We start from the raw sequence: 13,882 nt of genomic DNA on the forward strand, positions 1-13,882 counted from the left end.
GCGCCGGGAACGCTGGGCCGCGGGAGGGGACGACATGGGGCAGGACAGCGAGGGCTTCGTCGCCCTCGATTTCGTGGAGTCCGGAGACGAAACGCTCAGCCTCGGCCTGGATGAACGATGACCCAATCGCTTCCCTGGTACATCGTCGTCGGCTACCTGGCCGCGTTCGCCCTGCTCTGGATCGCGGGCCGGGCAGAAGGCGGCGGCACCGTCACGTCGGCGGTCAGCAACATCGCCTGCGGCCTGGTCTTCATCGGCACGACGTTGACCTGGTTCACCGCGAGCATGGAGGTCCGCGCCCCGCTGGCGGTGTGGATCGTCCTGCCGCTGGCGTTCGCCGCCGTCATCCTCTGGCAGACCGGCCGGCAACGCGCTTCGCTCCGCCGTCTCGGCACCACCGACCAAGCGACCTTCGGAGTCCTGCCGAAGCGGGGCCGCACGTGGCCGTTCGACCAGCAGGACCGCTCGTCGCTGCGACGGATCCTCGAATTCGAACACCAGGGTCACCGGGTGCTGGGGGTCGAGTACCCGCTCTCCGAACCGGATTCGGTCACCGACAGGGCCACCGACCGGGTCGGCGGCATTTACTCGATGATCGAGCTGCGGATCCCCTCCAGTCCGGCCCTGCTGATCACCCCCAAGGTCGGAGCGTTCGAGCCGGACTACGCCACTCCCTTCGAGGACGCCCGCATCACCCGGATCCAGGTCGGCACCCCGAAGCCCTCGGTGAAACCGTCTGCGCAGCTCTTCGCGGGAGAACCGCGGAAGCTCGAGGTGGACGCTGAATTCGACCGCCGTTTCGAGGTCACCGCCGAGGATCCGGAGTTCGCCGCCCGGGTGCTCACCCCCGAGGTACGCGAACTCCTCCTCACCGATCTGTGGTTCCGGGTCCACGAGGTCGTGTTCGACCGCGACGCGCTCTGGACCGCCGAGGCCGACGGGTTGAACGAAGACCGGCTGCTCGGCAGCGCCCGCCACCTCGCCGTCTTCGCCGCGGCCGTCGCACCGAACCTGTGGCCGGGCACCGAGTTCAGCCGCGTGGCCGCCCGCGCGGAAACGAGCTACGACCTGTGGTTCGGGCAGCGCCGCGGTTTCGTGCGGAACCGGGTCAACCGCTACCGCGAATCGATGGACCGGCAACCGCTCGCCCCGACAACGGTGCTCACGCGTTCACTGCTCGCCACGGCCATGGTGGTGGGCGGCCTGATTCCGATCGTCAACGGTCTGGCCACCGCCGCGGGCCTCGGGTCCGAAGTCCAGCTCACCGTCGTCGACACCCAGGCCGGCGATCCCGGCTACTCCTGCGGCTCGAACCGCACCCAGACCTGCGGCAGCCGGTCGGCAGCGGTGCGCGGGACCTACCAGCTCGACGGCCGGATCCACGACGTCGTCACCGGCTGGAGCATCGGCGAGCTGCCGAACCGAGGCGACATCGTGGACGTTCGGATCGGCCCGATCTGGTGGCACACGGTGTTCCAGAGCACGACCGCCATCGTCATGACGGTCCTCGGCTCGCTGGTCCCCTTGGTTCTCGGGCTCCTGTTCTTCAAGACCGTCTTCCGGCCGCGGACACCCCGAAGAGTCCGCATCCTGCGCAGGATCCAGGAATCCCGGCAGATCGATCTCGGCCAACCCTCGGCCTGACCACCCCGATCGGCCGACTTCGCAGCATTAAACAGACCTAACCGGCATAATCCGCACATCAGGTGAAGCGCAGGAAAGAGGTGACTGCCGTGTCGGCAGGGATGGAGCAGCTCCTCGCGGAGTTCGAGAAGTTCCAGACGAGGATCAAACAGGCCGAAGCGCAGTTCGCGAAGGTCGGCGACATGCAGGAGGAGCTGGAGGCCCTCGAAGCCTCGGTGACCTCGGCGGATCGCTCGGTCACCGTCGTCGCGGGCCCGAGCGGCTCGGTCAAGGATCTCCGGCTCACCCCGGACGCGCTCCGGCTGCAGCCGGACCAGCTGGCCGCCTCGATCCTGACGACCCTGCACCAGGCCGTCGCCGAGTCGGCGCGCAAGCAGGCGGGCATCGTCGACGAGCACGTGGGCACCGCCTTCGGCCTGAACGTGTCCGAACAGGTCCTCGAAGCCCAAGCGGCCGGCTTGGGAACCACGGTCGAGGAACTGGAGTCCAACCTGCCGGAGGAGCAGCCGCACCAGGCGGCACCGGCTCGGGACGACGAGGACTTCGCGAACAACGACCTGCTTCGCGACGAACAGAAGACGGCCCAGGCGCCTCCTCCGCCGCCGCCCTCGGCGTCGGCGGGCGACCAGTTCCTCAAGAACTTGTTCGACGACGAGGAGGACCACCGATGACCCACAGCGTCGTGACCACCGCCATCACGAAGTACTCGACCGAACTCGACCACTACAAGAGCGAAGCGGGCAAGTTCGGCAATCTGGTGGGCCAGGCCGACGTGGGCGACAAGTCGTGGGGCCTGATCGGACTGATCGCCAAGCAGACCTACACCGGCAAGCTCGACGAGCTGAAGCAGCTGCTCGAAGCCATGAAGAGCGGCGTCGAGGCGTTCCAGGGAAAGCTCGACAAGGCCGCGGAGATCTACGACGGGCACGAGAAGGACGCCGTCATGACCTTCGGCAAGTTCGACGCGAAGATCGACGGACCGCTCTGAGCGGCAGGGGGAACTCATGGGACAGGACAGCGTCGCCGACAAGGTAAAGGTCGAGCACGAGGACGGGTTGGGTCACAACGTCGAAGAGGCGTTCAAAAAGACACCGTTCGTCGGCAAGGGCTACAGCACTATCTCGGGTGCCGCTAAGAACTTCCGCACAGCAGAGGACGTCGGCGACGTCGCCGCGGCCAGCGGACAGCTGTTGCAAGAGGGCGCGGGTTTCGTTGCCGGGGCGGCCGCGGACGCGGTGAGCTTCGCGCTCGACCCGGTCGGCTGGCTGGTCAGCAACGGGCTGAACATGCTGATCGAACTGATCCAGCCGTTGCAGGACGCGCTGCACTTCGTGACCGGCGACGGTCCCGCGCTCAAGGAGGCCTCGGGCAACTTCGTCGAGATCGGCAAGGGCTTCGTCACCTTGGCCGAGGACTTCGTCAAGAAGGGCGACGAATCGCTCAAGGACTGGCAGGGCGAGGGCGGCGAGGCCGCGAAGAAGGCGCTGGCCCAGTTCTCCGAAGGCATCAAGGGCATCGGCTCCAGCGCCGGCGCGGTCGCCGAGACCTTGCAGATGTGGTCGATGGTGATGACCGTCATCGAAGAGGTCGTCAAGGCGATCATCTCCGAACTGGTCAGCTGGCTGATCTACCTCTGGCTGCCCGCGCTCGCCGCGTCGATCGTCAGCCTCGGCTCCTCGGTCGCCGCCGCGATGACGGCCTCGGTCGCGAAGGTCGCCAGCGTGATCGGCAAGGTCACCAAGCACCTCGGCAAGCTCGGCAAACTGCTCGACAAGTTCATCGCGTTCCTCGGCAAGTGGACCGACGACATGATCAAGCAGGGCTCGAAGCTCAACGCGGGCGGAACGATGATCAAGCCGGGCGAGCAGAAGGCGATCACGGGGATCCTCGGCAAGTCCGAGAGCGTCGGCACCAGGCTGAAGGCGACCGGCGAGGAAGCTCTCGGCACGCTCAAGAACGCGCCGGGCGAGATCTTCAAGCAAACGTTCGGGGTGAACCCGGCCGACTTCAAGAAGGGTTCCGCCTACGTCGGCAAGGGCATCTACGACATTGCCGACAAGACGATCAGCAATTCCCGCGACTTCCACAAGTCAGGAGAAGCCCTCGACAAAGCGGGACCGCACTCCGAGGAAGACACTCGCGAAAATCTCGACATGTAAGGTCGCCGCATGGCGGTCGAGCTGATTGTCCCCGGGTATTTGTTCGGCGGCAGCGCGCTGGCCCTCGTTCTGCTCTGGATCGCCGCCTGGGCCGAGCGTCGCAGCGCGGTCCTCGCAGCGGTGTTCCATACCCTCTGCGGGATCACGGTTTCCTTCATGGCGCTGTATTGGTTCTCCGCCAGCGCAGCCGTGCCCGCGCTGGCTTGGTACGGCGTACCGGCGGTCGTCGCAGCGCTGTTTGCCTGGCGGGGCTGGCACCAGCAGCACTGGGTCAAGCGCGTCGATTCAACCACTGAGCCCAGTTTCGGTTTCCTTGCCCGCCACGGGCTTGCCGTCCCGCGGGATCATCCCGATCCCTGGCCGAGCCGGGCCACGGTCGAGTTCACCCATCGTGGGCACCGGCTGCTCGGCATCGAGTATTCGACCGAATCCCCGTACCGGGACGAAAACTTCCGCCGGAAGTCGAAGCTGACCGAAGCGCTCAGTTCGATCTACTCGGTCGTGGAGGTGCGGATCCCGAACGTGCCCGCGCTGACTATCGCGCCGAAGACCAAAGCCTTCGCCCCGGACCACTTCACTCCGCTGGAAGACATGCGGATCACCCGCAACCAGTTCGGCTGGCTGCGTCCGGACACCACGCTGCACGAATTCGAGGTCGATCCCGAATTCGACCGCCGGTTCTCCGTCTACACCTCGGATCCGGAATTCGCCCGGGAAATGCTCACCGGCGAGGTCCGCGAGCTGCTCCTGAACGACCGGTTCTTCCGCGTTCACCAGGTCGCCTTCCGCGAGGACGCGCTCTGGACCACCGACACCGGCGGGCTGACCGAAGACCGGATGTTCGACAACTCCCGCAAGCTCGCGATGCTCGCCGCGGCCGTTCCCTCGGTGATCTGGGAGAAGTGGGCAGGCGACCGGCAATTCCGTTCGGTCGCGGCCAGCGCCGACACCCGCTACGACGCGTGGATCGGCAAGCGCGGCGGGTTCATCCGCACTCCGCTGAACCGCAGGCGCGACGCCCGGGACCGGCAACCGGTCACCTCGGTTTCGCTGACCGCGCGGACTCTCATCGCACTCGCCATGATCATCATCGGCGTGGCACCGGCGGGCAACTCGCTGGCCGTGCTGACGAGGCTGGCTCCGCAGGTGCAAGTGACGGTCTCCCGGGTCAGCGAAGGCGGCACCCGGCATTGCGTGACCACCAGCGGCGGCATGTCGTGCACTGAGGATCGGGCCGAGATCGACGGAACCTACGAGCAAGACGGCAGCATCCGCGCCATCACCGCCGACTGGATCAAGAACGAGCTCCCCGCGCCGGGCACCGTCGTCAAGGTCGCGGTCGGCCCGTTCTGGGGACATCCGGGATACCAGGTCGGCTCGGTGTTCGCGGCCGTCGATCTGCTCGGCGCGCTGATCTGGCTCTTCCCAGGACTCCTGCTGATCAAGCGCACTTACTTCCCGAGCGTCCCCCGCCGGGTCCGAAAGACCCGCGAAACCCTCGCCAAGGTCTGACCCCTCAGAGCCGGTGCCCGCAATCCGCGCAGAACACCGCCCCCGCCTTGGATTCCTTACCGCACTCTCCACAATGGACAGTCGGGGCCAGTGAACTCCCGCACCCTGTGCAGAACTTCCCGCCGTTCACCTTCAGCCCGCAGTCCGGGCAGGTGAGTTTCGCGCGGGTGCCCAGATCCAGATCCTTGGTCCAGTTCTTCTCGCGCGCCTTGTCCCAGATCTGGTCCCGCTGCGCCGCCGCCTGCGCGCGCGAGATCTCCTCCGCCACGATGGGCGAACAGCGCAGGCACTGGCCGATTTCCTCGTTCCAGCACTGATCCGCGCACATCCAGTCGCTGCAGCCGCGGCACTGACGGAAGCGCGGCGTGATCTCCTCGACCGCCGCGGTCAGCGCTCGGTCCTTCGCCGACGAGTTCGTCGCGCGGTCGTATTTCCACTGGTCCGCCGAGCTGCTCAGCTGCTGCAGCGTCCCGCCGAAGAACGAGCCCACCGCGCGCAACATGCTGCGCCCGGTTTCCATCGCGTCCCGCTGGAACGCCGAGCGGTACCCGTTTCCGCAGCGCTCGCAACGGAACTCGAACTGGTACCCCTGCGCGTTGGAGAGATCCGAGAAGTTGTCCGTGAACGGCACGACATCAGCCACGCGCGCGAATGTAAGCCACCGGAAGCCGAGACACGACCGTACAAGTACCGTCTCCGGACCCGCTACGCACCGCGACGAAAAAGCCCCCGGTCACGAGGACCGGGGGCTTTTCGTTCAGCTACGGCTGGTTCAGCGGAAGTCGCGACCGAAGTCGTAGTCGTCCAGCGGAACCGCGGCGCCGGTGCCCGAACCGAACACGTCCGGGGTGTAGTAACCGTCGTCGTAGGACGGGATCGCGTACGCCGCGACCCGCGCCTCCTCGGTCGGCTGCACCTGGATGTTCCGGTACTTGTTGATGCCCGTACCGGCCGGGATGAGCTTACCGATGATGACGTTCTCCTTGAGGCCCACGAGCTTGTCCGAGCGGCCGTTGATGGCCGCGTCGGTCAGGACTCGCGTGGTCTCCTGGAACGAGGCCGCCGACAGCCACGAGTCCGTGGTCAGCGACGCCTTCGTGATGCCCATCAGCACCGGACGGCCCGAAGCCGGCTCGCCGCCCTCGGCGACCGCGGCCCGGTTCGTCGCCTCGAACTTCGTCCGCTCGGGCAGCTCGCCCGGCAGGAAGTCCGTGGCGCCGGAGTCGATGATCGTCACGCGGCGCAGCATCTGCCGCACGATGACCTCGATGTGCTTGTCGTGGATCGACACACCCTGCGCCCGGTACACCTTCTGGACCTCGTCCGTGAGGTGCATCTGCGCTTCGCGCGGGCCCATGACGCGCAGGACCTCGTGCGGGTCCGGCGTGCCCTCGAGCAGCTGCTGTCCGACGTTGACGTGGTCGCCGTCGCCCAGCGGGCCGTTCGGGGTGTTCGCGAGCCGCTGCCGCTTGGACAGCTTGTCGAAGACGATCTCCTCCGACCCGTCGTCCGGGATCAGGGTGATCTTCCAGAACCGCTCGCTCTCCTCGATCCGCACGCGGCCGTCGACGTCCGCGATCGGAGCCTTGCCCTTCGGCACGCGAGCCTCGAAAAGCTCGGTGACACGGGGCAGACCGGTCGTGATGTCGTCACCGGCGACACCACCCTGGTGGAACGTACGCATCGTCAGCTGCGTGCCCGGCTCACCGATCGACTGGGCGGCGACAATGCCGACCGCCTCGCCGACGTCGACGAGCTCGCCCGTCGCCATCGAACGGCCGTAGCAGGTCGCGCACACACCGACGGCCGACTCGCAGGTCAGCACCGAACGGACCTTCACCTTGGTGATGCCGCTGGAGATGAGCTTGTCCAGCGCCGGGTCGCCGACGTCGTCGCCCGCGTTCAGCACGACGTTGCCCTTGGCGTCCACCGCGTCCGTCGCGAGGTTCCGCGCGTACACGGAGGTCTCGACGTGCTGGTCGCGCACGACCTTGCCGTCGCCGAGGTCCTCGCCGATCGGCATCATGATGCCGCGCGTGGTGCCGCAGTCGACCTCGCGGACGATGACGTCCTGCGAAACGTCCACCAGACGACGGGTCAGGTAACCCGAGTCCGCGGTACGCAGCGCCGTGTCCGCCAGGCCCTTCCGGGCGCCGTGCGTGGCGATGAAGTACTCCGCCACCGACAGGCCTTCACGGAAGTTCGCCTTGATCGGACGCGGGATGTACTCGCCCTTCGGGTTCGACACCAGACCACGCATACCGGCCAGCGAACGGACCTGCGTCATGTTGCCCGCCGCGCCCGACTTCACGATCATGGCGATCGGGTTGTCGTCCGGCAGCGCCGTCTCCATGATCTTGTGGACCTCTTCGGTCGCCTGCGTCCACACCTTGACGAGCTCGTTGTTGCGCTCGGCGTGGGACAGCTGACCGCGCTGGTACCGCTTCTCGACCTGGTCGGCCTTGCCCTCGTACTCGTCGAGAATGGCCTTCTTGCCGACCGGGGTCAGCACGTCCGAGATCGCGACCGTGACGCCCGAGCGGGTCGCCCAGTAGAAACCGGCGTCCTTGAGCTTGTCCAGCGTCTGCGCGACCTGCGTCATCGAGTACCGCTCGGCGAGGTCGTTCACGATGGCCGCCTGCCGCTTCTTCGGCATCGGCTCGTTGATGAACGGGTAGTCCGCCGGCAGCAGGTCGTTGAACAGCACGCGGCCCAGCGTCGTCTCGGCCAGCCACGCCTTGCCCGGCTCCCAGCCCTTTTCCGCGAGCGCCGCCTCGTCGGCCTTCGCCGGCTGACGGTCGGTGACGCGGATCTTGACCGGGGCGTGCAGGCTCAGCGCCTTGCGGTCGAACGCCATGATCGCCTCGGCGGGCGAGGAGTACGCGTTGCCCGCGCCCTCGGCGTTCTCGTTGAGCCGGGTCAGGTGGAACAGACCGGTGACCATGTCCAGACGCGGCATGGCGAGCGGACGGCCCGACGCCGGCGACAGGATGTTGTTCGCCGACAGCATCAGGATCCGGGCCTCGGCCTGCGCCTCGGCCGACAGCGGCAGGTGCACCGCCATCTGGTCGCCGTCGAAGTCCGCGTTGAACGCTTCGCAGACCAGCGGGTGCAGCTGGATGGCCTTGCCCTCGACCAGCTGCGGCTCGAAGGCCTGGATGCCCAGCCGGTGCAGGGTCGGCGCACGGTTCAGCATCACCGGGTGGCCGGTGATGACCTCTTCGAGCACGTCCCACACCTGCGGCCGCGAGCGCTCCACCATCCGCTTGGCGGACTTGATGTTCTGCGCGTGGTTCAGGTCGACCAGCCGCTTCATGACGAACGGCTTGAACAGCTCGAGCGCCATGTCCTTCGGCAGACCGCACTGGTGCAGCTTCAGCTGCGGGCCGACGATGATGACCGAACGGCCGGAGTAGTCGACACGCTTGCCCAGCAGGTTCTGACGGAACCGGCCCTGCTTGCCCTTGAGCAGGTCGGACAGCGACTTCAGCGGCCGGTTGCCCGGGCCGGTGACCGGACGCCCGCGGCGGCCGTTGTCGAACAGCGCGTCGACGGCCTCCTGCAGCATCCGCTTCTCGTTGTTGACGATGATCTCGGGCGCGCCGAGGTCGATCAGCCGCTTGAGCCGGTTGTTCCGGTTGATCACGCGGCGGTACAGGTCGTTCAGGTCCGACGTGGCGAAGCGGCCACCGTCGAGCTGCACCATCGGGCGCAGGTCCGGCGGGATGACCGGGACGGCGTCGAGCACCATGCCGCGCGGGTCGTTGCCGGTCGCCTGGAACGCGGCGACGACCTTGAGCCGCTTCAGCGCGCGGAGCTTCTTCTGCCCCTTGCCGTTGCGGATGGTGTCGCGCAGGTTGTCGGCCTCCGCGGCGACGTCGAACTCGGTCGCCAGCTTCTGGATCGCCTCGGCGCCCATGCCGCCGGTGAAGTACTCGCCGTACCGGTCGATCAGCTCGCGGTAGAGCAGCTCGTCTGCGATCAGCTGACGCGGCTCGAGCTTCGTGAAGGTCGTCCAGACCTCCTCGAGACGGTCCAGCTCGCGGCCGGCGCGGTCGCGCAGCTGGCGCATCTCGCGCTCGCCGCCCTCCTTGACCTTGCGGCGCACGTCGGACTTCGCGCCCTCCGCCTCCAGCTCGGCCAGGTCGGCTTCCAGCTTCTGCGCGCGGGCCTCGATGTCGGCGTCGCGCTTCGTCTCGAGGTTCTTGCGCTCGACGCCGATCTCGTTCTCGAGGGTCGGCAGGTCGTTGTGCCGCAGCTCGGTGTTCACGCCGGTGATGACGTAAGCCGCGAAGTAGATGATCTTCTCGAGGTCCTTGGGCGCCAGGTCAAGCAGGTAGCCAAGGCGCGACGGAACGCCCTTGAAGTACCAGATGTGCGTGACCGGCGCGGCCAGCTCGATGTGGCCCATCCGCTCACGACGCACCTTGGCGCGAGTGACCTCGACGCCGCAGCGCTCGCAGATGATGCCCTTGAACCGGACGCGCTTGTACTTGCCGCAGTAGCACTCCCAGTCCCGGGTCGGGCCGAAGATCTTCTCGCAGAAGAGCCCGTCCTTCTCCGGCTTGAGGGTCCGGTAGTTGATGGTCTCCGGCTTCTTGACCTCGCCGAAGGACCACTGACGGATGTCGTCGGCGGTGGCGAGGCCAATCCGGAGCTCATCGAAGAAGTTGACGTCCAGCACGTCTAAGTCCCCTTGGGGTTGTTTCGGCTAGAGAGGGGTCGGCGGTGGAGCCGGGATCCGCGGGAGGCAGATCCCGGCTCGACACCGAATCAGTGCACGACGTCGTCCACCGAGGGCGACTCGTTGCGGGACAGGTTGATGCCGAGGTTCGCCGCGGCGCGCTCGAGGTCCTCGTCGTCGGAGTCGCGCATCTCGATCGCCGCACCGTCGCTGGAGAGCACCTCGACGTTGAGGCACAGCGACTGGAGCTCCTTGAGGAGCACCTTGAACGACTCCGGGATGCCCGGCTCGGGGATGTTCTCCCCCTTCACGATCGCCTCGTACACCTTGACGCGGCCGACCACGTCGTCCGACTTGATCGTGAGCAGTTCCTGCAGCGTGTAAGCCGCGCCGTAGGCCTGCATCGCCCAGCACTCCATCTCGCCGAAGCGCTGGCCGCCGAACTGCGCCTTACCACCGAGCGGCTGCTGGGTGATCATCGAGTACGGGCCGGTGGAGCGGGCGTGGATCTTGTCGTCGACCAGGTGGTGCAGCTTCAGGATGTACATGTAGCCGACCGACACCGGGTACGGGTACGGCTCGCCGGAGCGGCCGTCGAACAGCGTGGCCTTGCCGTTCTCCTTGACCATGCGCTCGCCGTCGCGGTTCGGCTTGGTCGCCCCGAGCAGCCCGGTGAGCTCCTCTTCCTTCGCGCCGTCGAACACCGGGGTGGCGGTGTTCGTGTTCGGCGCGACGTCGTAGAGCTCCTCGGACAGGTTCTTCGCCCAGTCCGGGTTGCCCTCGATCGTCCAGCCCTGCGAGGCCAGCCAGCCGAGGTGCAGCTCGAGGATCTGGCCGATGTTCATCCGTCGCGGAACACCGTGGGTGTTCAGGATGATGTCGACCGGGGTGCCGTCCTCCATGAACGGCATGTCCTCGACCGGCAGGATCTTGCCGATGACACCCTTGTTGCCGTGTCGGCCGGCGAGCTTGTCGCCCGGCTGGATCTTGCGCTTCTGGGCCACGTAGACGCGGACCAGCTCGTTGACGCCCGGGGGCAGCTCGTCGTCGTCCTCGCGCGAGAACACGCGGATGCCGATGACCTTGCCGGTCTCGCCGTGCGGCACCTTCAGCGAGGTGTCGCGGACCTCGCGCGCCTTCTCGCCGAAGATCGCGCGGAGCAGGCGCTCCTCCGGGGTCAGCTCGGTCTCGCCCTTCGGCGTGACCTTGCCGACCAGGATGTCGCCGTCGCGGACCTCGGCGCCGATGCGGATGATGCCGCGCTCGTCGAGGTCGGCCAGGACCTCCTCGGAGACGTTCGGGATGTCCCGGGTGATCTCCTCGGCGCCCAGCTTGGTGTCACGGGCGTCGATCTCGTGCTCCTCGATGTGGATCGACGTCAGCACGTCGTCCTGCACCAGGCGCTCGGAGAGGATGATCGCGTCCTCGTAGTTGTGGCCCTCCCACGGCATGACCGCGACGAGGAGGTTCTTGCCGAGCGCCATCTCACCGTTCTCGGTGGACGGGCCGTCGGCGATGACCTGGCCCTGCTCGACCCGGTCGCCCTCGTTGACGATCGGCCGGTGGTTGAAGCACGTGCCGTGGTTGGAGCGGCGGAACTTGTACAGTCCGTAGCTCTTCCGCGTGCCGTCGTCGTGCATGATCGTGATGATGTCCGCGGACAGCTCCTCGACCACGCCCGCCTGCTCGGCGACCAGGACGTCCCCGGCGTCGACCGCGGCGCGCAGCTCCACACCAGTGCCCACGTACGGAGCCTGGTTGCGCAGCAGCGGAACAGCCTGCCGCTGCATGTTCGCGCCCATCAGCGCGCGGTTCGCGTCGTCGTGCTCCAGGAACGGGATCATCGCGGTGGCGACGGAGACCATCTGCCGCGGCGACACGTCCATGTAGTCGATCTCGAGCGGGTCGATCAGCTCGACCTCGCCGCCCTTGCGGCGACCCAGGACCTTCTCTTCTTCGAAGTGCCCGTCGTCGGTCAGCGGCGCGTTCGCCTGCGCCTTGACGTAACGGTCTTCCTCGTCCGCGGTCAGGTAGTCGACCTGGTCGGTGACCTGGCCCTCGACGACCTTGCGGTACGGCGTCTCGATGAAGCCGAACGGGTTGACCCGCGCGTAGGAGCACAGCGAGCCGATCAGGCCGATGTTCGGGCCTTCCGGCGTCTCGATCGGGCACATCCGGCCGTAGTGCGACGGGTGGACGTCGCGGACCTCCATGCCGGCGCGCTCACGGGACAGACCGCCCGGGCCGAGGGCCGAAAGACGACGCTTGTGCGTCAGGCCCGACAGCGGGTTGTTCTGGTCCATGAACTGCGACAGCTGCGAGGTGCCGAAGAACTCCTTGATCGCCGCGCCGATCGGGCGGATGTTGATCAGGGTCTGCGGCGTGATCGCCTCGACGTCCTGCGTCGTCATGCGCTCGCGCACGACGCGCTCGGTGCGGGAGAGGCCGACCCGGATCTGGTTCTGGATCAGCTCGCCGACGGTGCGCAGGCGGCGGTTGCCGAAGTGGTCGATGTCGTCGGTCTCGACCGGCACCTCGACGCCGGCGACACTGGTCATCTTGTCCTCGCCGGCGTGCAGCCGGACCAGGTACTCGATGGCCGAGACGATGTCCTCTTCGGTCAGCGTGCCGGTCTCGTACGGGGTGTCGAGGCCCAGCTTCTTGTTGACCTTGTAGCGGCCGACCTTGGCCAGGTCGTAGCGCTTCGGCTTGAAGAACAGGTTCTCCAGCAGCGTCTGCGCGCTCTCCTTCGTGGGCGGTTCGCCCGGGCGCAGCTTGCGGTAGATGTCGAGCAGCGCCTCGTCGGTGCCGGCGGTGTGGTCCTTCTCGAGGGTGGCCAGCAGCGTCTCGGAGAACGAGAAGCGCTCGCGGATCGCCTCGGTGGACCAGCCCAGCGCCTTCAGCAGCACGGTGACCGGCTGGCGGCGCTTGCGGTCGATGCGGACGCCGACGGTGTCGCGCTTGTCCACGTCGAACTCGAGCCACGCGCCGCGGCTCGGGATCACGCGCACGCTGAAGACGTCCTTGTCGGTCGTCTTGTCGACACTGCTGTCGAAGTACACGCCCGGAGAACGCACCAGCTGGGACACGACGACCCGCTCGGTGCCGTTGATGATGAAGGTGCCCTTGTCGGTCATCACCGGGAAGTCGCCCAGGAAGACCGTCTGGCTCTTGATCTCGCCGGTGTTGTTGTTGACGAACTCGGCGGTGACGAACAGCGGGGCCGCGTACGTCATGTCCTTGTCCTTGCACTCCTCGATCGAGGCCTTGACCTCGTCGAAGCGCGGAGCGGAGAAGGACAGGGACATCGAGCCCGAGAAGTCCTCGATCGGCGAGATCTCGTTGAGGACCTCTTCCAGACCGCCGACCGGGTTTTCTTCGCCTTCGTTGACGCGGCGCTCGAACCACGCCTCGTTGCCGGTGAACCACTGGAACGACTGGATCTGGACGTCAAGCAGGTTCGGGGTGGAGAGTGGCTCGCGGATCTTCGCGAAGGAGACCCGCTTGGGCGCTCCGGGGATTCCCGTGGCCTGCGCGCGGGATTCAGCCGAGGTGGTCGCAGCAGTGGCCTGGTTCGCGGGAGAGACTGCCAAGATGCGTCCTTCCGGGGACAATGAGCGGTGAGCAGCCGCGATGGCAACAGCTGTCGCGGACTGTCAGGGGTGCCGTGTGCCCACTATCCTAACTACCGGCTCCGGGCAGCCTGAAAGAGGGCAGCGCAAAGAAGCAGTCTAGCCCCGATGGCGCGGTCTGTCCAGGGGGCACTCCCGACGGGGCCCAGCCTGCATCGCGTCACCTTGGGGCAGTGCTCTCCCTGAGCCTCACTGCGACCTTCCGGCTCCCGGTTCGCCCGGGTTTTCGCGCCCCTCCCGCAAGGTTCGCG

8 protein-coding genes are annotated in these 13,882 nt (G+C 67.0%); 5 read left to right on the forward strand and 3 right to left on the reverse strand.

Annotated elements, in window-relative coordinates; translation table 11 throughout:
* Positions 1 to 117 precede the first annotated feature (117 nt).
* From ACZ7OI_RS42540 to ACZ7OI_RS42560, 5 genes are all read left to right on the forward strand, one after another.
* Positions 118 to 1,644, forward strand: coding sequence for a hypothetical protein (locus ACZ7OI_RS42540; RefSeq protein WP_470269778.1), 1,527 nt, complete (start codon positions 118 to 120; stop codon positions 1,642 to 1,644).
* Between the two features lie 89 nt (positions 1,645 to 1,733).
* Positions 1,734 to 2,315 (forward strand): YbaB/EbfC family nucleoid-associated protein, encoded by a 582-nt coding sequence (locus tag ACZ7OI_RS42545; RefSeq protein ID WP_470269779.1) that lies wholly within the window; start codon positions 1,734 to 1,736, stop codon positions 2,313 to 2,315.
* Positions 2,312 to 2,632 carry a hypothetical protein gene (locus ACZ7OI_RS42550; protein WP_470269780.1) on the forward strand — a complete coding sequence of 107 codons (321 nt, stop codon included), beginning with the start codon at positions 2,312 to 2,314 and terminating at the stop codon, positions 2,630 to 2,632. The genes ACZ7OI_RS42545 and ACZ7OI_RS42550 overlap by 4 nt, the downstream gene beginning before the upstream one ends.
* Before the next feature lie 16 nt (positions 2,633 to 2,648).
* The gene (locus ACZ7OI_RS42555) at positions 2,649 to 3,803 is read left to right on the forward strand and encodes a hypothetical protein (RefSeq protein ID WP_470269781.1); all 1,155 of its coding nucleotides are present in this window, start codon (positions 2,649 to 2,651) and stop codon (positions 3,801 to 3,803) included.
* Between the two features lie 9 nt (positions 3,804 to 3,812).
* Complete coding sequence (locus ACZ7OI_RS42560; protein ID WP_470269782.1) at positions 3,813 to 5,315, forward strand: hypothetical protein; 1,503 nt, start codon at positions 3,813 to 3,815, stop codon at positions 5,313 to 5,315.
* Between the two features lie 4 nt (positions 5,316 to 5,319).
* Here ACZ7OI_RS42560 and ACZ7OI_RS42565 read toward each other — a convergent pair whose 3' ends face one another.
* The 3 genes from ACZ7OI_RS42565 to rpoB all read right to left on the reverse strand — a co-directional run bounded on the left by ACZ7OI_RS42565 (position 5,320) and on the right by rpoB (position 13,592).
* Positions 5,320 to 5,958 (reverse strand): double zinc ribbon domain-containing protein, encoded by a 639-nt coding sequence (locus ACZ7OI_RS42565; protein WP_470269783.1) that lies wholly within the window; start codon positions 5,956 to 5,958, stop codon positions 5,320 to 5,322.
* A gap of 129 nt (positions 5,959 to 6,087) precedes the next feature.
* Positions 6,088 to 9,999, reverse strand: a complete 3,912-nt coding sequence (locus ACZ7OI_RS42570; protein ID WP_470269784.1) for a DNA-directed RNA polymerase subunit beta' — start codon at positions 9,997 to 9,999, stop codon at positions 6,088 to 6,090.
* Positions 10,000 to 10,088: 89 nt separating this feature from the next.
* Entirely contained in the window at positions 10,089 to 13,592 is a 3,504-nt protein-coding gene (gene rpoB, locus ACZ7OI_RS42575) for a DNA-directed RNA polymerase subunit beta (RefSeq protein ID WP_470269785.1), read from the reverse strand.
* Between the last annotated feature and the right edge of the window lie 290 nt (positions 13,593 to 13,882).

The sequence above is a fragment of the Amycolatopsis sp. NPDC114503 genome, assembly GCF_055633655.1.